Here is a 19,809-nt window from a genome sequence, read left to right on the forward strand (position 1 = left end):
GACGGCGTGGCCTCGGGTCAGGCCGCGGCGTTCTCCTCCGGGTCGAGGATCAGCCAGTCCGGCCACAGCTCTGACGACGCGAAGAGCGCCAACCCCCAGCCGACGACGACGAGCGTGACCGCGAGGATCCATAGGACCCGCATCTCACGAGGCGCTCGGCGCAGGGGCGTGGCAAGCGCCGCGAGCGGTCCGACGAGCGCGACGGGTGCCATGACCGCTGTGAGGACGAGCATCGCGACGAACCAGCGCTCGCGGCTTCGCGGAACGGCGGGCGGTGGCGCGGGCGGCGTGACGGCGATTTCGGCCAAGGGGAGCTCCTCTGGTGCCGGTCGGTCGACCGTGCGCGACCACTCTCCCACGATGACTGACGACGCCTGGATGCTCCGTGTGCGCGTTCCGAGGAGAAAGAGCGAACCGCTGCCGACGCGGAGGTCCGGTGCACCGTTCGATGGTGCTCTGGCCCTTCGAGTCGCGGGGAGGAGTAGCGTGCTCGGGTGACTTCCGCCCTTCCGTCGTTCGCCGTCCGCCCCGCCCTGCCCGCCGACGTCCACGCGATCCGCGAGCTCGTCGAGCCGTACGCGCACCGACGCATCCTCATCGCGAAGGAGCAGGTCACCTACTACGAGGCCGTGCAGGAGTTCGTCGTGGCCGTCGACCGCGCGGGCACCGTCATCGGGTGCGGGGCGCTCCACGTCATGTGGTCGGACCTCGCGGAGATCCGCACGCTTGCCGTCGCCCCGGGCTGGGTCGGCGCGGGCGTCGGGCACGCGGTCCTCGACACGCTGCTCGACCGCGCCCGGGCGCTCGGACTCGAGCGCGTCTTCTGCCTGACGTTCGAGGTCGACTTCTTCGCGCGCCACGGCTTCGCGGAGATCGAGGGCACGGTCGTCACGCCCGAGGTCTACGCGGAGCTGCTGCGCTCGCACGACGACGGCGTCGCGGAGTTCCTCGACCTCGCCAGGGTCAAGCCGAACACCCTAGGCAACACCCGCATGCTCCTCCACCTCTGACACCTGCCCGTCTCGCGAGATGGCGCTCCTCGGACGAGATAGCGCGTCTCTCGCGCTATCTCGTCCGGTGGCCGCTATCTCGCGAGCAGGTGGGGTGGTCAGGTGGGGAGGTGGAGGCCCTCTGGGGACTCCTCCGCGAGGTGGTCCTCGAGGAGGCTCGCGATGCAGCGGTCGAGCTGGGCGGCGTCCGGCCAGAGAGGCGCCAGGTCAGAGCGGGGGACCGGGGACGACGCCTCGCGCAGCACGGCCATGACACGGCCGCGGCACTGCCGGTCCGTGCCGTGCCACGCCTGCGTCCGGCGCCGCCCCGCGTGCTCGTCGGGCGGCGACCCGGCGAGCCGCCACGTGCACAGGTCCGCGACCGGGCACTCGCCGCAGCGCGGCGCGCGCGCCGTGCAGACGAGCGCCCCGAGCTCCATCGACGCTGCCGACCACGCGGCCGCCGACGCGTCGTCGTCGGGCAGGACCGACTCCGCGAGCCGCACCTCCGCGGCACTCTGGTGCGGGTGCGGAAGCGCCGTGCCCGCGACGGCGCGTGCGAGCACACGCCGCACGTTCGTGTCGAGGACGACGGCCCGACGCCCGAACGCGAACGCCAGCACCGCGCCCGCGGTGTAGGGGCCGATGCCGGGCAGCGCGAGCAGGTCCTCGTACGACGACGGCACCTCGCCGCCGTGACGCTCGACGATCGCCCGCGCACAGTCCTGCAGCCGCAGCGCACGGCGCGGGTAGCCGAGCGTGCCCCACATCCGCAGGACGTCGGCGGCCTCGGCCGTCGCGAGGTCCGCAGGCGTCGGCCAGCGTTCGAGCCAGGCGTGCCACGACGGCTCGACGCGTGCGACGGGCGTCTGCTGCGACATCACCTCGGAGACGAGCACGCCCCAGGGCGTGCGGTCGGGCGCCCGCCACGGCAGGGGCCGCGCCTCGCGCGCGAACCACTCGACGACGCGGGCGCGCAGGAGGGCGGGGGAGGTGGTGGTCACGGAGCCATGGTCGCACCCGGCGGGCCGTCGGCCCGACGAGCACGGCCCGCGAGCTAGTCCTCCCGACGCGAGATAGTCGCCGGCGCGTCCTATCTCGCGTTGAGAGGACTACGTCGGCGCAGAGGGACTAGTTCGGCGCACGGCAGCTCGGCCGGCGCCGAGGGTCGGATGCCCCCGGCAGGGTGGCATCGCGGGAGAAAGCCCTCGGGTCGAGGGGTCCTGGCACCTCGCCCCGCCAGTGCCCGCGGACGGGTGCCGGGTGACGTCCAGGGCGAACCCTGGCGCGCCACTGTGAACGCTGCTCGGCTGGCATGACCGCCGGGCGACGGTGCCCGGCTCCGCCCGACGGGAGCCGTCATGCGCCTGCACCACCGGACCATCGCCCTCCTCGGGGCACTCGCCCTCGCCCTGCCTGCCATGCTCGTCGCGAGCCCGGCGCACGCTGCAGAGCTCGTCGAGTCCGAGCCGAACGACGGCTCCGGAGGGGCGCGCGGGTCGTGGGAGCTCGAGGGGACTGACTCTGCGGGCGCGTGGGGGAGGGCGCAGGCGATCTTCGTGCCGGCGGGCAAGGTCAGGGTCCTCGTCAAGGCGCGGAGCACGGACGCCGTGTGGGGCAAGGAGTACCGCATGCGCCTCGACCCGGTGGTGACGGCGGCCCGGCCGCGGGTGTCGGGAACTGCGAAGGTCGGCAAGCGGCTCACGGCGGTCCCCGGCACGTGGACGTCCGGGGCGCGGCTCACGTACCAGTGGTTCCGGTCCGGCAAGGCGATCACGGGTGCGACTGCACGCACGTACGTCGTGCGCCCGTCCGACGCGGGTCTTCCGCTCACGGTGCGCGTCGCGGGCTCGCGCTCGGGGTACCTCCCCGCGAGCTCGACGTCCGCGAAGGTGACGGTCGCGCGTCTCACACCGAAGGTCACAGCGTCGAAGGCGACCGTGAAGAGAGGCGCGACGGCCCGACTCTCGGTGTCCGTGGCGACGTCGGCGACCTCCCGCCCGACGGGCACCGTCACGGTGAAGGTCGCCGGGAAGACCGTCCGGGTCAAGGTTGCTGCGAAGGCGAAGGGCACGGTGAGGGTGACGCTCCCGAAGATCACCAAGCGCGGCACCCACAAGGTGACGGTGACGTTCTCGCCGTCGGGCTCGACGAAGGTCTCGACGAAGGCGCGGACGGTGACGACGACGGTGCGCGTGCGCTGAGTGCTTCGCGGGAGGGGCAGGCGCGCCCGGGTCGCACGATCCGGCGCGCCTGCCCCTCCGGTGTCGGTGGCCCGCACTACCGTGGGTCGCAGGACCGAGCGAGGAGGACCGGTGAGCACGCTGCTCAGACCCACGGGGTCATTGCCGCCAAGCGTCTACTGGCGTCGCCGCCTCGTCGTGCTCGTCGTCCTCGTAGCGGTCGTCGCGCTCGCTGTCGTCGTCGTCCAGAAGATTGGCGGCGGCCCGACGGCACCCAAGGACAAGCCGGCGGCCGGTGCCACGTCGACGCCCTCCGAGACGCCGTCGGCGGGCGTCCCCATCTGCACGAAGGACGTCCTAGCGACGAAGCTCGAGGCGAACGGCAGCGAGTTCGCGGCCGGTGCCGAGCCCGCGTTCACGGTGACGATGACGAACACGTCGAAGGTTCCCTGCCTCGTCGACGTCTCCCACGAGACCCGGGTCGTCACCGTGACGTCGGGGCCCGCCCGCGTGTGGGGCAGCGGTGACTGCGTGAAGTCGAGCAAGCCGAAGACGTTGCTCGTCGGCGCCGGCAAGTCCGAGGCGTCGACGCTCACGTGGGACCGCACGCGCTCCGAGGAGGGCTGCCCCCGCACGGGTGTCGTGGCGAAGGCCGGCACCTACCGGGCGTCGGCGACCGTCCTCGGCGTCGCGTCGAAGGAGATCGTCTTCCGCCTCAAGTGAGGCGCGGCCCGGCGGGCGACGTCAGACGTACCGCTCGAGGATGCTCGACTCCGCGAGGCGCGAGAGGCCCTCGCGGACGGCGCGGGCTCGCTGCTCGCCGACGCCGTCGACGCCCATGAGCTCCTCGATCGTCGCGGCGAGCAGTCGCTGCAGACCACCGAAGTGTGTGACGAGACGCTCGACGATCGTCGCGGGCAGGCGTGGAACCTTCGAGAGCAGGCGGTAGCCGTGCGGTGCGACGGCGGCGTCGAGCGCGTCGCCGCCGCCGGGCAGGCCGAGGACGCGACCGATCTGCGAGAGGTCGAGGAGCTGCGTCGAGTCGAGCAAGGACAGGGCCTGGAGGACGTCGGAGATCGAGCGGTCCTTGGCGCGCAGCTCGACGTAGTCACGGATGACGGCGTCGCGGTCGGAGCCGAGGCCGCCGACGAGCTCGTCGAGCTGGAGCGCGAGGAGGCGGCCGTCGGTGCCGAGCTCGATGACGTACCCGGCGATCTCCTCGTGGATGCGGGAGACCATCTCGAGGCGCTGGACGACCGCGCACACGTCGCGCACGGTGACGAGGTCCTCGATCTCGAGGGCGGACAGCGTGCCGGACACCTCGTCGAGGCGCGCGCGGTAGCGCTCGAGCGTCGAGAGGGCCTGGTTGGCACGGGACTGGATGACCTCGGTGTCCTCGAGGACGTGGCGGCCGCCGCCGGTGTAGACGGCGACGATCCGCATGGACTGCGAGACGGAGATGACGGGGAAGCCGGTCTGCTTGGCGACGCGCTCCGCGGTGCGGTGCCGCGTGCCGGACTCGGACGTCGGGATCGTGGCGTCGGGGAGGAGCTGGACGGCCGCGCGGACGATGCGGGAGCTGCGCGGGTCGAGGACGATCGCGCCGTCCATCTTCGCGAGCTCGCGCAGGCGGGTCGCGGAGAAGTCGACCTCGAGCTCGAAGCCGCCGGAGCACAGGGTCTCGACGAGAGGATCCATGCCCATGACGATGAGCGCGCCCGTGCGTCCGCGGAGGATGCGTTCGAGCCCATCGCGCAGCTCGGTGCCGGGCGCAACGGCCATGAGGGTGTCGCGCAGCTGGGCGTCCATGTGGGCGGAGATCTGGGGCACGTCGCGATCCTATCCGGCTGACCCGCAGAACTCAGCGGGTGGCGCGCTCGTCGGCGTCGGCGAAGAAGAGCTCGGCGACCTCGGCGACGTGGTGGACGGGCCGCAGGGTGAGTCCGGCGGGCAGCCGGGCGGGGTCGAGCTGGGCGGCGGAGCTAGCGGGGACGACGGCGGTGCGGAGCCCGAGCCGTGCGGCCTCGCCGAGGCGGCGGGCGAGCGCGGCCACGGGCCGGAGCTCGCCCGAGAGCCCGACCTCGCCGATCGCGAACGTGCCGCGCGGCAGGGCACGGTGGCGGGCTGCGCTCATGACGGCGAGCGTCACGGCGAGATCGGCGGCGGGCTCCGAGACGCGCAGGCCGCCGACGGTCGACGCGTAGACGTCCTGCTGGTCGAGCCGTAGGCCCGCGAAGCGGTGCATGACGGCGAGGAGCATCGCGAGGCGGGAGGAGTCGAGCCCGTTGGTGGTGCGCCGGGGGTTGGGGACGGTCGAGGGGACGGCGAGTGCCTGGACCTCGAGCGGCAGCGGCCGTCGTCCCTCGAGGGTGACGGTGACGCACGTGCCGGGGACGTCCTGGACGGCCGCGGAGACGAAGAGCCCTGACGGGTCGGCGAGCCCGACGATGCCGCCCTCGGTGAGCTCGAAGCACCCGACCTCGTCGGTGGGCCCGTAGCGGTTCTTCACGGCGCGCACGAGCCGGAGGCTCGAGTGTCGGTCGCCCTCGAACGTGCAGACGACGTCGACGAGGTGCTCGAGGGTGCGGGGGCCTGCGACGGAGCCGTCCTTCGTGACGTGGCCGACGAGCAGGACGGGCATGTTGCGGGACTTGGCGGCCTGGATGATCGCCGACGCGACCTCGCGGACCTGCGCGACGCCGCCCGGCCCGCCCTCGACGGCGGTCGAGGCGATCGTCTGGACGGAGTCGAGGACGAGCAGGTCGGGCTCGTTCGACTCGACGTGGCCGAGGACGGTGCCGAGGTCCGTCTCCGAGGCGAGGAGGAGCGACGGTGCGAGCGCCCCGATGCGCTCGGCGCGCAGCCGCACCTGCCCCGCGGACTCCTCGCCGGAGACGTAGAGGACGGTGCGGCCGCCCATCGCGGCGATCGCGGCGACGTCGAGGAGGAGGGTGGACTTGCCGACGCCGGGCTCGCCCGCGAGGAGGACGACGGCGCCGGGCACGAGGCCGCCGCCGAGCACGCGATCGAGCTCGTCGACGCCCGTCGGCACGGCGCGTGCGGCCTCAACGGGGACGTCGGCAATAGGGACGGCGGGCGCGCGGGAGGGTGAGGTGGCGGCGGTGCGCGGCCCCGCGGCCGCGTCGGCCTCGACAACCGTGCCCCATTCTTGGCACTCGCCGCAGCGTCCCACCCACTTCACGGTGGTCCATCCGCACTCGGTGCAGCGGAACGCGGGGCGGGGTCGGGAGGTGCGGCTGGCCATGGCGACACGGTAGCCGGGGCCACCGACATTCATACGAGAAGCCGGGAACCTGCCATAGTGGGGTCTCGTCCGCGGGAAGCGGACGGGAGGAGGGTGATGATGGCCGAAAACCCAGGTGCGCAAGGACGCGCGCCGTCCATGGCAGACGTCGCAGAGGTGGCCGGTGTCTCGCACCAGACCGTTTCGCGCGTGCTCAACGATCACCCCAACGTCCGCGAGGAAACACGGGCGGCGGTGCTGGCGGCGATTGAGCAACTCGGGTACCGGCGCAATAGCGCGGCGCGGGCGCTCGTCACGCGGCGTTCGGGCGTGCTCGGCGTGGTGACGACGGGATCGGCGCTCTTTGGGCCCTCGTCAACCCTCCTCGGCATTGAGCTCGCGGCGCGCGAGCACGGCTATGTCGTCACGGTGGCGACGGTGACGTCGTTTGAGCCCTCGACGATGTCCGCGACGGTTGAGCAGTTCCTGGAGCAGCGGGTTGAGGGCATCATCGTCGTCGCGCCGCAGGTGGACGCGACGCGGGCGATCCTCGACCTGGGGGCGCCGGTGCCGATCGTCATGGTGTCGTCGTCGTTTGTGGACGCGCGGGGTGCGGGCGTTTCCCCCGTGCGCTCGGTGAGCGTTGATCAGGTCGCGGGCGGACGTCTGGCGACCGAGCACCTGCTGGGCCTGGGGCACCGCAATGTGTTGCATGTTGCGGGACCGGGGGACTGGTTTGATGCGCGGGCGCGTCTGGTGGGGTGGCGTGCGGCGCTCGAGACGGTTCCGGGTGCATCAGGGGAGATGGTTCAGGGCGACTGGACCGCGGACTTTGGGTATGACCTGGGGCTCAGGCTTGCGCGGGAGGGAGCGCCGTCGGCCGTGTTCGCGGCGAACGACCAGATCGCTCTGGGCCTGCTCCGGGCGTTCTGGGAATCCGGGCTCGTGGTGCCGCGGGATGTCTCCGTGGTGGGCTTTGACGATGTTGCGGGTGCGGACCACTTTATTCCGCCGCTCACGACGGTGCGGCAGGACTTTGAGGCGCTGGGACGTCATGCGCTTGCGGTGACCGATCGCATGGTTGAGGGCGAGGATCCGGATACCTCGCCGCTGGTTCCGGAGCTTGTTGTGCGCGCGTCAACGACCGCCTGGGGCTAATCACAGAGGCTTTCGTTGCTCTTGCGTTCGCGCCATTGTGAACGCTAACATCGTGCACATGGAGCAACGAAGCCCACTGTCTGACGCCGCCCGCACCCTCGCCGAGGGGCGAGCAGTTCTGGGAATCGAGCTTGGCTCGACCCGCATCAAGGCGGTCCTCGTCGGACCCGACCTTGCCCCCCTCGCCCAGGGTTCTCACGTCTGGGAAAACAAACTCGTTGGCGCCACCTGGACGTACTCCCTCGAGGACGTCGAGGCCGGAGTTCAGGACGCGGTGGCGGCTGTCCTCGGCGACGCCGAGGTCCGCCACGGCGTGCGCCCGCGCGACCTCGCCGGGCTCGGCGTCTCCGCGATGATGCACGGGTACCTCGCGCTCGACGCGGCAGGCAACGCGCTCGTCCCGTTCCGCACGTGGCGCAACACCTCGACGGGCCCGGCTGCAGCCCTCCTCACCGAGGCACTCGGCGTCAACATACCGCTGCGCTGGTCCGTGAGCCACCTCGTCCAGGCGGTGCTCGACGACGAGCCGCACCTTGCCCACCTCGCTCGCCTCACGACGCTCGCCGGGTACGTCCACGGCCGACTCACCGGCCAGCACGTCCTTGGCGTCGGCGACGCGTCGGGCATGTTCCCCATCGCCGCCGGATTCAGCGCGGACCCGACGCTCGGCTACGACGCGGACCGCGTCGCGACCGTCGACGCCCTGCTTGCCGAGCGCGGCCACGCGCTGCGCCTCGCCGACCTCCTGCCGACCCCGCTCGCCGCGGGCGCCGACGCCGGCACCCTCACGGCGGAGGGCGCCGCCTACCTCGACCCGAGCGGAACCTTGCAGCCCGGCGCGCCCGTCGCGCCGCCCGAGGGCGACGCGGGCACAGGCATGGTCGCGACCGCGGCCGTGCGGCCGCGCACGGGCAACGTCTCCGTGGGCACGTCGATCTTCGCGATGGTCGTCCTCGAGCAGCCCCTCGCGCGGGTCCACCCCGAGATTGACGTCGTGACAACGCCCGCGGGCGACCCGGTCGCGATGGTCCACTGCAACAACGGCGCGAGTGAACTCGGCGCGTGGGCAGGGGTGTTCGGAGAGCTTGCGTCCGCGCTCGGCTCACAGGCAACGGCCGACGACGTCTTTGGCGCGTTCCTGCGCGCGGCACTCGACGGCGAGCCCGACGCGGGCGGCGTCTACGCCTACAACCAGCTCTCGGGCGAACCCGTTGCCCACCTCGACGAGGGCGCACCGCTCGTCGTGCGCACCCCGGGCAGCCAGCTCACGCTCGCCAACCTTGCACGCGCCCACGTCTACGGCGTCTTCGCGACGCTGAGCCTCGGCCTGCGCGCACTTGCCGACGAGGGCGTCGCGATTGACGCGCTCCGCGCACACGGCGGAATCTTCCGCACCGCGGGCATTGCGCAGCGCTTCTGCGCGGCCGCGGTGGGCGCGCCCGTGTCCGTCGGCCAGAGCGCGGGGGAGGGTGGTGCCTGGGGCATGGCCGTGCTCGCGTCGCTGCGCCACGCGGTCGCGTCGGGCACGTCGGCCACGGACGCGTCGGGCACGCCCGACCTTGCCGCGTACCTCGACGAGGTTGTCGGCGGAGCCGCAACCGTCGTCGCACCCGATCCGGCGGACGTCGCCGGATACACGACGTACCTCGCACGCTACGAGGCCGGGCTTGAGTCCGTCCGTGCCGCGGCACGGACGCTCACGGAGCCCGACGCCACCACCACCGTCGCGGCCACCGCCGCGACCTCCGGAAGGACCGACGCATGACCGCGCTCGACAACCTGCCCCCCGAGGTCCGCGACGACGTCGCGCGTGCCCGCGAGAAGGTCGCCCGCCTCCACGCCGAGCTGCCCCGCTGGGGCCTCGTCGTGTGGACCGCGGGCAACGTCTCCGAGCGCGTGCGCGTTCCGGGTGGCGAGGACCTCCTCGTCATCAAGCCGTCAGGCGTGACGTACGACGAGCTCACGCCGGAGTCGATGGTCGTGTGCGACCTCGACGCCAACCTCGTTGACGGCGACCGCGGGCCGTCGTCGGACACCGCCGCACACGCGTACGTGTACCGGCACATGCCCGAGATCGGGGGCGTCGTCCACACGCACTCGACGTACGCGACGGCCTGGGCCGCGCGCGGCGAGGAAATTCCGTGCGTGCTGACGATGATGGCCGACGAGTTTGGCGGCCCCGTGCCGATTGGACCGTTCGCGCTCATCGGTGATGACTCGATTGGCCGCGGCATCGTCGAGACCCTGTCCGACTCCCGCAGCCCCGCGGTGCTCATGCGCAACCACGGCCCCTTCACGATCGGCCGCGACGCGACCGCAGCCGTCAAGGCCGCGGTCATGGTCGAAGAGGTTGCCCGCACCATCCACATTTCCCGCCAACTCGGTGAGCCCGTCCCCATTGCGGCCGAGCACATTGATTCCCTGTACGCCCGCTATCAGAACGTCTACGGCCAGCACTGACGCTGACCATCACGGAGCACACCATGACAAAGCCTTATGCCGACCGCGAGATCTGGTTCTTCACCGGAAGCCAGGATCTCTACGGTCCCGAAACGCTTGAGCAGGTCGCCGCGCAGTCCCAAGAGGTTGCGCGCGTCCTCGACGAGTCCGCCGATGTTCCCGCGCGCATTGTGTGGAAGCCCGTCCTCAAGGACGCCGCCTCGATCCGCCGCGCGATGCTCGATGCCAACAGCGACGACCGTGTTCTTGGCGTCATCACCTGGGCGCACACCTTCAGCCCGTCGAAGATGTGGATTCAGGGCCTCGACCTGCTGCGCAAGCCGCTGCTGCACCTGCACACCCAGGCGAACGTCGAGCTCCCCTGGGACACGATCGACTTCGACTTCATGAACCTCAACCAGGCCGCGCACGGTGACCGCGAGCACGCGTACATCCAGACGCGCCTGGGCCTCGCCCGCACGACCGTCGTCGGCCACGTCTCCAACCCCGCCGTCACCGCACGCGTGGGTACCTGGGTGCGCGGCGCGGCTGGCTGGGCCGCCACGCACGAGCTGCGCCTTGTCCGCTTCGGCGACAACATGCGCGACGTTGCCGTCACCGAGGGCGACAAGACCGAGGCCGAGCTGCGCTTTGGTGTCTCGGTCAACACGTGGGGCGTCAACGACCTCGTTGAGGTCGTTAACGCGGTGACCGACGCCGAGATCGACGCGGTCGTCGCCGAGTACGAAGAGCTCTACGACGTCGTGCCGGAGCTGCGCCGCGGCGCCGAGCGCCACGACTCGCTGCGTTACGCCGCGAGCCAGGAGATCGCCATCGAGCGGATCCTCACGGACCTCGGCGCGAAGGCCTTCACGACGAACTTCCAGGACCTTGGCGGGCTGCGCCAGCTTCCCGGCATCGCCGTGCAGCGCCTCATGGCCAAGGGCTACGGCTTTGGTGCCGAGGGTGACTGGAAGACCGCCGTGCTCGTGCGCGCCGCGAAGGTCATGGGCGAGGGCCTGCCCGGTGGCGCCTCCCTCATGGAGGACTACACGTACGACCTCACGCCCGGTGACGAGCGAATCCTCGGCGCGCACATGCTCGAGATCTGCCCGTCGCTGACGACGTCGAAGCCGCGCGTCGAGATCCACCCGCTCGGCATTGGCGACCGCGAGGACCCCGTGCGCATGGTCTTCGACACCGACCCCGGCGTGGGCGTCGTCGTCTCGCTTGCGGACATGCGTGAGCGTTTCCGCCTCACCGCGAACGTCGTCGACCTCGTCGAGCACCCGCCGCTTCCGCACCTGCCCGTCGCGCGCGCAGTGTGGCGTCCGCGCCCCGACCTCGCGACGTCCGCCGAGGCGTGGCTCACCGCGGGCGGCGCGCACCACACGGTGCTCTCGACCGCGGCCGACATCGACGCCTTCGAGGTCTTCGCACAGATCGCCAAGACCGAGCTGCTCGTCATTGACGAGTCCACGACGCGTCGCGGCTTCGCCGACCAGGTCCGCTGGAACCAGGTGTACTACCGCGTCGCTCAGGGGCTGTGAGTAGCCCTGTGAGCAGCACGGACGCGCCGGTCGGGGGTCTCCCGGCCGGCGCGTCCGGTTATCTGCTGGTGCACTTCGTCGAGGATCCGCGCGGTCACGAGGAGCGGATCTGGTATTCCCTCGCACGCGACGGTGACCCGACGCGCTGGGAGCGGCTTGGGCCCGTGCTGGAATCGCATCTGGGCACGACGGGCATGCGCGACCCGCACATTGTGCGGGTGCCCGACGGCTCCGGCTTCTATCTTGTCGCCACGGACCTGCGGGTCTTTGGCGGGGACGACGCGGGCTGGGATGCCTGGACGCGGCACGGCTCGCGCTCGCTGGTCTGCGCCTTCTCACCCGACCTCGTCACCTGGTCCGAGCCGTGGCTTGTGCCCGTGGCCCCGCCCGAGGCGGGGATGGCGTGGGCGCCCGAGGCCTTCTGGGACGCGGGTGCGGAGCGCTTCGTCGTCACGTGGTCGTCGACCCTCTATAGCCCCGACGACCCCGGCCACACCGCGGAGTCGTATGCCCGGCTGCTCATGGCGACGACGCGCGATTTCCGGGAGTTCTCGGCGCCGGAGGTGTTGCTCGACACGGGCCGCACGACGATTGATACGACGATGGTCGCCGACTCCGGACGCGTCTACCGCTTCCACAAGGACAATTCCCCGGGTGGGCGCGGCCTCTACCAGGACGAAGTCAGTGATCCTCAGTCCTCCGACGGAGCGCGCGTGCTCACCGAGCACATCGGCGCCGAGCTGTGGGGCGATGTCGAAGGTCCGCTCGTCTTCCGCGACGTCGTGAGCGGCCGCTGGTACCTGTGGGTTGACCAGTACGGGGACCGCGGGCAGGGCTACCGGGCTCTTGTCACCGATGACCTTGGCTCGGGGCGGTGGGAGCGTGCGGCCGACGTTGATCTGCCGGGCGCCACCAAGCATGGCGTTGTGCTGCCGATCACCGCGGCCGAGGAAGCACGGATTCGCGCGGCCCTTGTCGAGGGTGCGTGAGTCCTTCTGAGCACGGGGAGACGCTTGGTGGATCGGCTCGACACCCTCCGTTCGATGCGTCGGCCCCGCGGCGGTCCGTCCGCGCCCTGAGGGGCGCGGACGGACCGCGTTGTTTGCTGCGTCAAGCTCGGGACGACGTCCCCGCGAACGCCGTCCAGGACTCGGGCGGCAGCACGATGGTGGTGCGCGTGTCGGCCGCGCGGGCGGGCGGGGTGACCTCGGACCAGCAGGCCTCGGTGACGGCTGCGGCATGCGCCGGGCCCTCGACGGCGGGAATTGCGTCGGCGAGCATCTGCCAGCCGCCCGTGAACTCGATGTCCAGGCCGAGGTGATCGACGTCGACCTCAACCGGCTCCGCGCCCCGGTTGGTGACAAAGAGCGCGAGCGCGCCGTCGTCGTCGAGCGTGGCTGCGGCCGTGACAAGCGGAACCTCGCCGTGTTGGGCCGTGGTCGTCGGCGGAGTCTCGAGGCGCACGTCGAGTGCCGTGCCGCGCGCGAGCCGCGCTGCGGTGGCAAACGGGTGGAAGGTCGGCTGGCGCCAGGCGGCGCCGCCCGGCTCGGTCATGATGGGCGCGATGACGTTGACGAGCTGCGCCAGGCACGCGACCGGGATGCGGTCGGCGTGGTTGAGCAGGGTGACGAGCAGATCGCCGACGACAACCGCGTCGAGCCCTGAGTAGACGTCCTCGATGATGCGCGGCGCATCGCGCTGAATCGGCAGCGCAGCCTCGCCCACAAAGCGTGAGACGCGGTACCAGACGTTCCATTCGTCAAAGCTCATCGTGATGGTTTTGTCCGAGCGGCGCTCGGCGCCGACCGCGTCGGCTGACGCGGCCACGCGACGGATGAAGCGGTCCATCGCGGTGCCCGAGGCGAGGAACGAGGCACGGTCGCCCTCGAGCTCCTCGTAGTACGCGTGCATCGAGATGTGGTCAACGATGTCGTAGGAGTGCGAGAGCACCGTGCGCTCCCACGAGCCAAAGGTGTCCATCTCCATCGAGGAGGAGCCGCACACGATGAGCGAAATCGACGGGTCGACGAGCTTCATCGCCTTGCCGGCCTCGGCCGCGAGGCGGCCGTAGGCGTCGGCGTCCTTGTGGCCAATCTGCCACGGCCCGTCCATCTCGTTACCGAGGCACCACAGGTGCACGCCGTAGGGCTCGGTGCGGCCGTTGGCGATGCGCATGTCGGCCCAGCGGGTGCCGGCCTCGCCGTTGCAGTACTCGACGAGCGCCGCGGCGGCCTCAACGCCGCGGGTGCCGAGGTTGACGGCCATCATCGGGGTGATGCCCTCGCGCTCGGCCCACTGGAGGAACTCGTCGGTTCCGACGAGGTTGGGCTCGACGGTGCGCCACGCGAGGTCAAGGTAGGGCTTGCGCTCGGAGACCGGGCCGACGCCATCTTCCCAGCGGTAGCCGGAGACGAAGTTGCCGCCGGGGTAGCGCACGATCGTCACGCCAAGCTCGCGGGTGAGGTCGGCGACGTCGCTGCGGAAGCCGTGGTCGTCGGCTGTGGCGTGCCCGGGTTCGTAGATGCCCGTGTACACCGCGCGGCCGAGGTGTTCGACGAACGAGCCAAAGAGGCGTCGGTCAATCTCGCCGACGCGGAACTCGGGATGCAGGGTGAGCGTGGTGCGGGGGAGCGTCATCGATATCCTCGCGTGTCAGGGGCCTAGAGGCCTGTTCTACAACGTTGTACAGTGGTGTCGACGGTACCCCGATCTCGACGGGAAGATCAATGACGAACCCCTCCGCGCCACGTGTCGATGCACCGCGCATCGACGCGGCGCGCCGGTGGTCCAAGGTCGTGGCTGTGCCGTGTCACAGTAGATGCGGGCTCAGCCGCACAACGAGGAAGGGGGCCGCGACGTGGCGGTGACGATGCACGACGTGGCAGCACGCGCAGGGGTGTCGGTGAAGACGGTCTCCAACGTCGTCAACGGGTATCCGCATATCCGGCCTTCGACGCGCGACCGAGTGGAGGCGGCGATTGCCGAGCTCGGCTACCGGATGAACGTCACGGCGCGGAACCTGCGCACCCGCCGCACGGGCATGATTGCGCTCGCGGTCCCGGAACTCTCCCTGCCCTACTTTGCCGAGCTTGCCGACTCGGTCATCCGCGCCGCGGAGACGCGTGGGCTCACCGTGCTCATTGAGCAGACGAGTGGTTCGCGGCAGCGTGAGATTGACGTGCTCGCCGGGCGGCACCGTGACACGACCGACGGCCTCATCATCTCCCCGCTTGAGCTTGAGCCCGACGACCTGGGGCTCTTTGACGTTGACTTCCCGCTCGTCGTCCTCGGCGAGCGGATCTTTGGCGCTCCGGCCGATCACGTGACGATGAACAACGTCGCCGCGGCCCGCGCCGTCACAGAACACCTCCTGGCCTTGGGGCGGCGCCGCATCGCGGTCGTTGGCGCCCACGCGGGGGAGTCGGTGGGCTCGGCTGCGCTGCGTTTGCAGGGCTACACCGAAGCGCTCGAGGCCGCGGGCATTGACGTCGATCCCGCGCTCATCGGTGAGGCCGGGCTGTGGCATCGCAGCACCGGTGCCGAGACGATGGGTCGCCTGCTGGATTCAGGCACCGAGATCGACGCGGTCTTCGCGCTTAACGACGCGATGGCGCTCGGTGCGCTGCACGCGCTGCACGCGCGTGACATTGATGTGCCGGGGCAGATTGCGCTCGTGGGCTTCGACGACGTCGACGACGTGCGCTACTCGGTGCCGACGATTACGTCGGTCTCACCGGGTCGGGAGCAGATCGCTGGGAGCGCCGTCGACCTGCTCGTCGCGCGTATCGCCGAGCGCGACGGCGACGAGCGCGCCCCCTTCCGCAGGGTGGTGCCGGACTCGTCGATCATCGGTCGCGAGTCGACGGGCGATGTCCCGCGGCGCGGCGAAGAGCGTGTTGTCTCGGTGCAGCACGGCAGCACCGAAGACTTCGAGCCGCTGCCTTCGTCCTGACTCGTGCCGCCGGGGTGTGTCACTCGCCCAGCCCGCTTCTTCGCCGAGGTCGCTGCCCAGAGCCGAGGTCGCTGATCCAGATCAGCGACCTCGACTCTGGGCAGCGACCTCGCGGCGGGGAGTGGCGATTGTTGAGGCCCGTCGTCGGCGTCGAGGCGAGCCGCGCTTCAAATGTCGGCTCCAGCCACCTTTCAAAGCATCGGTGGGTGGATGTGATGTGAGTCGGGGGCTGCGCCACCATGTGAAGCAGACAGCGAGAGAGGGCGTGACACGCGCCCTAGTGGACCGGGGAGTGGTTCGCCTTCGGAGCGTCCGCTGCCGCAGCCTCTTCGGTCTCGTCGGCGTCCTCGGTCTCATCGATGCGTTCGAGGCGGGCATCGAGGAACGGGGCCGTCGCCCACAGCGGGAAGGACACGCCCATGAGCACCGCAACCACCGGAACACCGAGCGCCAGCAGCCCCATCGCGCCGAGGACGACGAGCGCGCCGAGCGACGGACCCGGCGCGAGGAGCGGCGCAAGGAGCGTGAAGCGCACGGTCTCGCCGACGCTCGCATCGGGGTAGCGCCGCACAACCCGCGGCCACCACGCGAGAGCCATCGTCCACCACACGCCGAGCACGGTGAGGGCGACGAGCAGCGCCGCCCGCACGGGCCCGGACATGATGCCGACGGCAACGCCGTCGAACCACAGCAGCACGCCCGTAATGAGCAGCGGGGCGAACGTGAGGTTCGTGTGCCGCCAGCGGGAGCGCCACGCGCGCCAGAAGGTGCGCCACACGTCCGCGGCCGGGTCCGTCACCGGCTGCGCGAGCACCGCGGCACCGCCGTGGAGTGAGGGGCCCAGCCCGCAGACGACGGCGCCCGCGAGCGTTCCCAGAGCAACAAGAAGGTTGACCGCAACGAGCCGGGTGACCCACCGCAGCGCGGTCATGACGCCGCCGGCCCACCCGGGGACCTCGTCGATCGTCGAGCGTTCCTCACGCGGGTCACGCGGTCGTTGCGTCGTCATCATTCCTCCTCGAGGTGCTGCGTGCGCGGCGCAAGGCGAGTCCCCGCAACAACGCGGCCCGTCTCGTCAACCGACACGAGGCACCATGCGGGTTGGTCCCTCACAGCGTCCCACGCGGGCGCCACAACCGCGTCGACCGTCTGACCCGCTGCACGCCAGCGGAACCGGCCCCGGCCGAGAGCCACGACGTCAGACGCCGCGATCTCACCCACGTGCGTTGGTTGCACCCGGCACGGGTCAGCGCCCCATTCAACGAGTTCCCACTCGCCGTCAAGAACCGACGCCGACGACGGCCACAACGCCTCGTCGTCGACTTCCCGCCCGACGCCAGCCCACGGCTGGGGCACGACGAGTGGCCAGCCATGCGCGGTCCACACGAGCCGACGCAGTTCCGCACGGTGCTGCAGCGGAGCATCGGCATCACGGACGTGATGCACGAGAAGCTGGCGCTCAGGCGTGGTGAGCACGGAGGCATGCCCCGGGGCGAGAAGCCCCGGCCCGCCAGAGTGCCGGACCCCGCTGAGCACGGGCACACCGACGGACCACGGGTCAGCGTCGAGGTCCGTGAGCGGGTGCCCCGCGAGGTCGCGGTAGGGGCCCGTCACGGCATCGGCGACACCAACGCGCAGGTGATACGTGCTCGCAAGGGAGTCGTAGGCGACGATCATCGCCCAGCCGCCGCCCGGCCGGGGCACAACGTAGGCGCCTTCGACGGCGCCGTCGGCCGCACGCGACCGCTTGGCCAGGAGCGTTCCCGGCGCCAGATGCAGCTCGCCGGGCGCGGGTGCGTCCGGAACAAAGCCCGTGGCGGGATCGAGGGGGAGCGCGTAGATCCCGCCGAAGAACGATCCGTAGACAAAGCACTGAGCGTCGCCGTCGGTCACGACGGCCGCGTCAATCGCGTTGGGATCCCCAAGCCCGACGGGCTCGGGCCGGTGCTCGGAGGCGACAACGATGCCCCGATCCGTCCACGGACCCGCGGGATGCGGCGCCTCGGCAAGGCCGATCGCGCTGCGGCGCGAGCCGAAGCTTGAGGCCGAGTAGTACAGGCGCCACACGGGGCCGTCGGCCGTTGTCACGCGCACCACCTCGGGAGCCCAGAGCCCTACGGCCCCGGACCACGCGGCAGCCGGGGCAGGGACGCCATCGAGGGCCCAACCGGCAACGGTCCACGAGACCAGGTCATCGGAGTACCGAACGGCGACGCCACCACGCACAGGCCCGTCGGCGTCGGCATCAGTGGAGAACATCCACAAGCCGCCGTCATCGTCGCGAACAACGGTGGGGTCGTGCGCGTTGCGCGTTCCCCACGCTGCGATGGCGTCGTCGGCCAACACCGCAAGGCGGTGCGTGGCGTCACTCGGTGCCCCGGCGCCGGTGTGCTCACCGGCGCCGGGGATCGTCGTGCTCATGGCGCTCAGCCCTTGGTTCCGGTGAGAGCGACCGACTCGATGATCTGCTTCTGGAAGATGAGGAAGACCGCGAGGATCGGCAGCAGGGCCACGAACGAGGCCGCCATGATGAGCGGGTAGTCACGCTGCGTCGCGTACTGGACGTTCATGTTCGCGATGACGACCTGAAGGGTCTGCTTCGAGGGCGTGTTGAGGTAGAGGATCGGTGCGAGGTAGTCGTTCCACACCGCCATGAACCACAGGATGAACTGCGCGGCGACTGCGGGTCGGATGATCGGCATGATCATCCGCCAGAAGATCTGCCAGTACGACGCACCGTCGATCTTGGCGGCCTCGATGAGCGAGTTCGGAACGCTCTCAAGGTACTGGCGCAGGAAGAAGATCATGACGATGTTGCCGAAGATCGCCGGGACGATGAGCGGGAGCAGGGTGTCGACCCAGCCGATCGTCGAGAACATGACGAACTGCGGAATCATGAGCGTCGGGAAGGGGATCATGATCCCCGCGAGAAGCCCAAAGAAGATGAAGTTCCGGGCCGGCAGGCGCATCTTCGCCAGGGCGAAGGCAGCGAGCGAGCAGGTGAGGGTTCCGATGACTGTCACCGAGAGCGACACGATGAGCGAGTTGCGGAAACCGGAGAGGACCAGGGAGTCCTCCCACATCCGCACGTAGGTGTTCCACTGCGGCTCGGCGGGAATCCAGACGGGGGGAAGAGCGAAGACCTCAAGCTTGGTCTTCAGGGAGGTCGAGACCATCCAGAGCAGCGGGGCGATCATGACGACCGCGCCGATGGCGAGGGCGATCCAGACGGCGATGTCTGCGATGGTGCGGCTGACGTTTCGGTTCATGGGTGTGCGGCGCTTCATGGTTTCCCGCCTCAGTCGATGATGAAGCTGTTGCGCCGGTTGAGGCGGAACTGGATGAGGGTGATGACAAGGATGAGCAGGCCGAGCACGACCGCCATGGCGGTGGCGTAACCCATCTGCTGATACCGGAAGGCCTGGCGCCAGATGTACCAAACGGCAGAGGCGGTCGAGAACTCGGGCCCACCGGTGGGCGTCATGATGTTGATTTCCGTGAAGATCTGCGCGCCACCAATGACGTTGGTGACGACGAGGAAGAACGTCACGGGACGGACCATCGGCAAGGTGATCGCGCGGAACCTCTGGAAGGCGGAGGCGCCGTCGAGGCTTGCGGCCTCATAGAGCGAGCGCGGCACGGACTGGATCGCCGCAAGGTAGAGGAGCATCGAGTATCCGAGGCCCTTCCACACGGCCATGATGATGATGGCCGGCTTGGCCCAGGTGGTTGAGGCGAGCCAGTTGGGGCCGTCGATGCCGAAGAGCGCAAGCACCTGGTTGACGAGGCCGAAGTCGCCGTTGTACGCCCACTGCCAGAGGATCGCGATCGCGGCGAGCGAGGAGATCACGGGGATGTAGTAGATCGTGCGGAAGACTGTGCGTCCCGGGATCTTGCGGTTGAGCGCGAGCGCGAGGAGGAGCGAGAGCGCAAGCCCGATCGGGATACCGATCATGTAGAAGAAGGTGTTGAACAGTGCTTTGTGGAAGTACTGGTCGTTGAAGAGCTGGACGTAGTTGTCGAAGCCGATGAAGACCTGCAGGCCAAGCCCGTTCCAGCGCGTGAACGACGCGTAGATGGCGTAGCCCAGCGGGTAGGCGGTGAAGAGCAGGAAGCCCAGGACCGGTGCCGCGACGAAGGCGAGCGCCCACCGGCGCTCGGTGCGGTGCAGTGGTGAGCGGGGGTCGTCCTTGTGGAGACGTGACTTCTTCTCGCGGCGATGGGCGCGAGTGGCGCTCTCACCCGCGACGGCGCTGGCCTGCGCGTGCGTGGTGCTGGGTGTGAGGGGCATCGG

At 70.4% G+C, this 19,809-nt stretch carries 18 protein-coding genes; 9 read left to right on the forward strand and 9 right to left on the reverse strand.

Annotated elements, in window-relative coordinates; all coding sequences use genetic code 11:
- Nucleotides 1-17: 17 nt before the first annotated feature.
- Nucleotides 18-308, reverse strand: a complete 291-nt coding sequence (locus IGS67_RS03815; protein WP_192278084.1) for a hypothetical protein — start codon at nt 306-308, stop codon at nt 18-20.
- 186 nt (nt 309-494) lie between these two features.
- Here IGS67_RS03815 and IGS67_RS03820 point away from each other — a divergent pair, with 186 nt between their 5' ends.
- Nucleotides 495-1,010 carry an amino-acid N-acetyltransferase gene (locus IGS67_RS03820; RefSeq protein WP_192278086.1) on the forward strand — a complete coding sequence of 172 codons (516 nt, stop codon included), beginning with the start codon at nt 495-497 and terminating at the stop codon, nt 1,008-1,010.
- A gap of 98 nt (nt 1,011-1,108) precedes the next feature.
- Here IGS67_RS03820 and IGS67_RS03825 read toward each other — a convergent pair whose 3' ends face one another.
- Nucleotides 1,109-1,993, reverse strand: coding sequence for an HhH-GPD family protein (locus IGS67_RS03825; RefSeq protein ID WP_328741404.1), 885 nt, complete (start codon nt 1,991-1,993; stop codon nt 1,109-1,111).
- 357 nt (nt 1,994-2,350) lie between these two features.
- Here IGS67_RS03825 and IGS67_RS03830 point away from each other — a divergent pair, with 357 nt between their 5' ends.
- Both IGS67_RS03830 and IGS67_RS03835 read left to right on the forward strand, forming a co-directional pair.
- Nucleotides 2,351-3,193, forward strand: a complete 843-nt coding sequence (locus tag IGS67_RS03830; RefSeq protein ID WP_192278088.1) for an Ig-like domain-containing protein — start codon at nt 2,351-2,353, stop codon at nt 3,191-3,193.
- A 111-nt stretch (nt 3,194-3,304) separates the two neighbouring features.
- Nucleotides 3,305-3,895 (forward strand): hypothetical protein, encoded by a 591-nt coding sequence (locus IGS67_RS03835; RefSeq protein ID WP_192278090.1) that lies wholly within the window; start codon nt 3,305-3,307, stop codon nt 3,893-3,895.
- A 21-nt stretch (nt 3,896-3,916) separates the two neighbouring features.
- Here IGS67_RS03835 and disA read toward each other — a convergent pair whose 3' ends face one another.
- Entirely contained in the window at nt 3,917-4,981 is a 1,065-nt protein-coding gene (gene disA, locus IGS67_RS03840) for a DNA integrity scanning diadenylate cyclase DisA (RefSeq protein WP_192278875.1), read from the reverse strand.
- Between the two features lie 52 nt (nt 4,982-5,033).
- Entirely contained in the window at nt 5,034-6,437 is a 1,404-nt protein-coding gene (gene radA, locus IGS67_RS03845; RefSeq protein WP_192278092.1) for a DNA repair protein RadA, read from the reverse strand.
- Nucleotides 6,438-6,575: 138 nt separating this feature from the next.
- Here radA and IGS67_RS03850 point away from each other — a divergent pair, with 138 nt between their 5' ends.
- From IGS67_RS03850 to IGS67_RS03870, 5 genes are read left to right on the forward strand one after another with little or no spacing between them, the layout of a single operon-like run.
- Nucleotides 6,576-7,574, forward strand: coding sequence for a LacI family DNA-binding transcriptional regulator (locus IGS67_RS03850; RefSeq protein WP_192278094.1), 999 nt, complete (start codon nt 6,576-6,578; stop codon nt 7,572-7,574).
- A 58-nt stretch (nt 7,575-7,632) separates the two neighbouring features.
- Nucleotides 7,633-9,339, forward strand: a complete 1,707-nt coding sequence (locus IGS67_RS03855) for an FGGY-family carbohydrate kinase (RefSeq protein ID WP_192278096.1) — start codon at nt 7,633-7,635, stop codon at nt 9,337-9,339.
- Nucleotides 9,336-10,034 carry an L-ribulose-5-phosphate 4-epimerase gene (locus tag IGS67_RS03860; RefSeq protein ID WP_192278098.1) on the forward strand — a complete coding sequence of 233 codons (699 nt, stop codon included), beginning with the start codon at nt 9,336-9,338 and terminating at the stop codon, nt 10,032-10,034. The genes IGS67_RS03855 and IGS67_RS03860 overlap by 4 nt, the downstream gene beginning before the upstream one ends.
- Before the next feature lie 23 nt (nt 10,035-10,057).
- Nucleotides 10,058-11,563 carry an L-arabinose isomerase gene (gene araA / locus IGS67_RS03865; protein ID WP_192278100.1) on the forward strand — a complete coding sequence of 502 codons (1,506 nt, stop codon included), beginning with the start codon at nt 10,058-10,060 and terminating at the stop codon, nt 11,561-11,563.
- Between the two features lie 8 nt (nt 11,564-11,571).
- The gene (locus tag IGS67_RS03870) at nt 11,572-12,552 is read left to right on the forward strand and encodes a glycoside hydrolase family 43 protein (RefSeq protein ID WP_192278102.1); all 981 of its coding nucleotides are present in this window, start codon (nt 11,572-11,574) and stop codon (nt 12,550-12,552) included.
- A 121-nt stretch (nt 12,553-12,673) separates the two neighbouring features.
- On the opposite strand, the gene arfA is transcribed toward IGS67_RS03870, so the two are convergent.
- Nucleotides 12,674-14,200 (reverse strand): arabinosylfuranosidase ArfA, encoded by a 1,527-nt coding sequence (gene arfA, locus IGS67_RS03875; protein ID WP_192278104.1) that lies wholly within the window; start codon nt 14,198-14,200, stop codon nt 12,674-12,676.
- Between the two features lie 232 nt (nt 14,201-14,432).
- Between arfA and IGS67_RS03880 the strand changes: the two genes are divergently transcribed.
- Nucleotides 14,433-15,515, forward strand: a complete 1,083-nt coding sequence (locus IGS67_RS03880) for a LacI family DNA-binding transcriptional regulator (RefSeq protein WP_192278877.1) — start codon at nt 14,433-14,435, stop codon at nt 15,513-15,515.
- A 277-nt stretch (nt 15,516-15,792) separates the two neighbouring features.
- On the opposite strand, the gene IGS67_RS03885 is transcribed toward IGS67_RS03880, so the two are convergent.
- From IGS67_RS03885 to IGS67_RS03900, 4 genes are read right to left on the reverse strand one after another with little or no spacing between them, the layout of a single operon-like run.
- Complete coding sequence (locus IGS67_RS03885; RefSeq protein ID WP_192278106.1) at nt 15,793-16,524, reverse strand: YesL family protein; 732 nt, start codon at nt 16,522-16,524, stop codon at nt 15,793-15,795.
- Entirely contained in the window at nt 16,524-17,936 is a 1,413-nt protein-coding gene (locus tag IGS67_RS03890; protein WP_192278108.1) for an arabinan endo-1,5-alpha-L-arabinosidase, read from the reverse strand. Before IGS67_RS03890 ends, IGS67_RS03885 begins: the two co-directional genes overlap by 1 nt.
- 5 nt (nt 17,937-17,941) lie before the next feature.
- Complete coding sequence (locus tag IGS67_RS03895; RefSeq protein WP_192278110.1) at nt 17,942-18,784, reverse strand: carbohydrate ABC transporter permease; 843 nt, start codon at nt 18,782-18,784, stop codon at nt 17,942-17,944.
- A gap of 29 nt (nt 18,785-18,813) precedes the next feature.
- A complete protein-coding gene (locus IGS67_RS03900) occupies nt 18,814-19,806 on the reverse strand; it encodes a carbohydrate ABC transporter permease (RefSeq protein WP_192278112.1) in 993 nt (330 codons plus the stop codon).
- Nucleotides 19,807-19,809: the final 3 nt, after the last annotated feature.

It is taken from the genome of Flavimobilis rhizosphaerae (assembly GCF_014852685.1).
In the GTDB taxonomy this organism is placed as follows: Bacteria; Actinomycetota; Actinomycetes; order Actinomycetales; family Cellulomonadaceae; genus Flavimobilis; species Flavimobilis rhizosphaerae.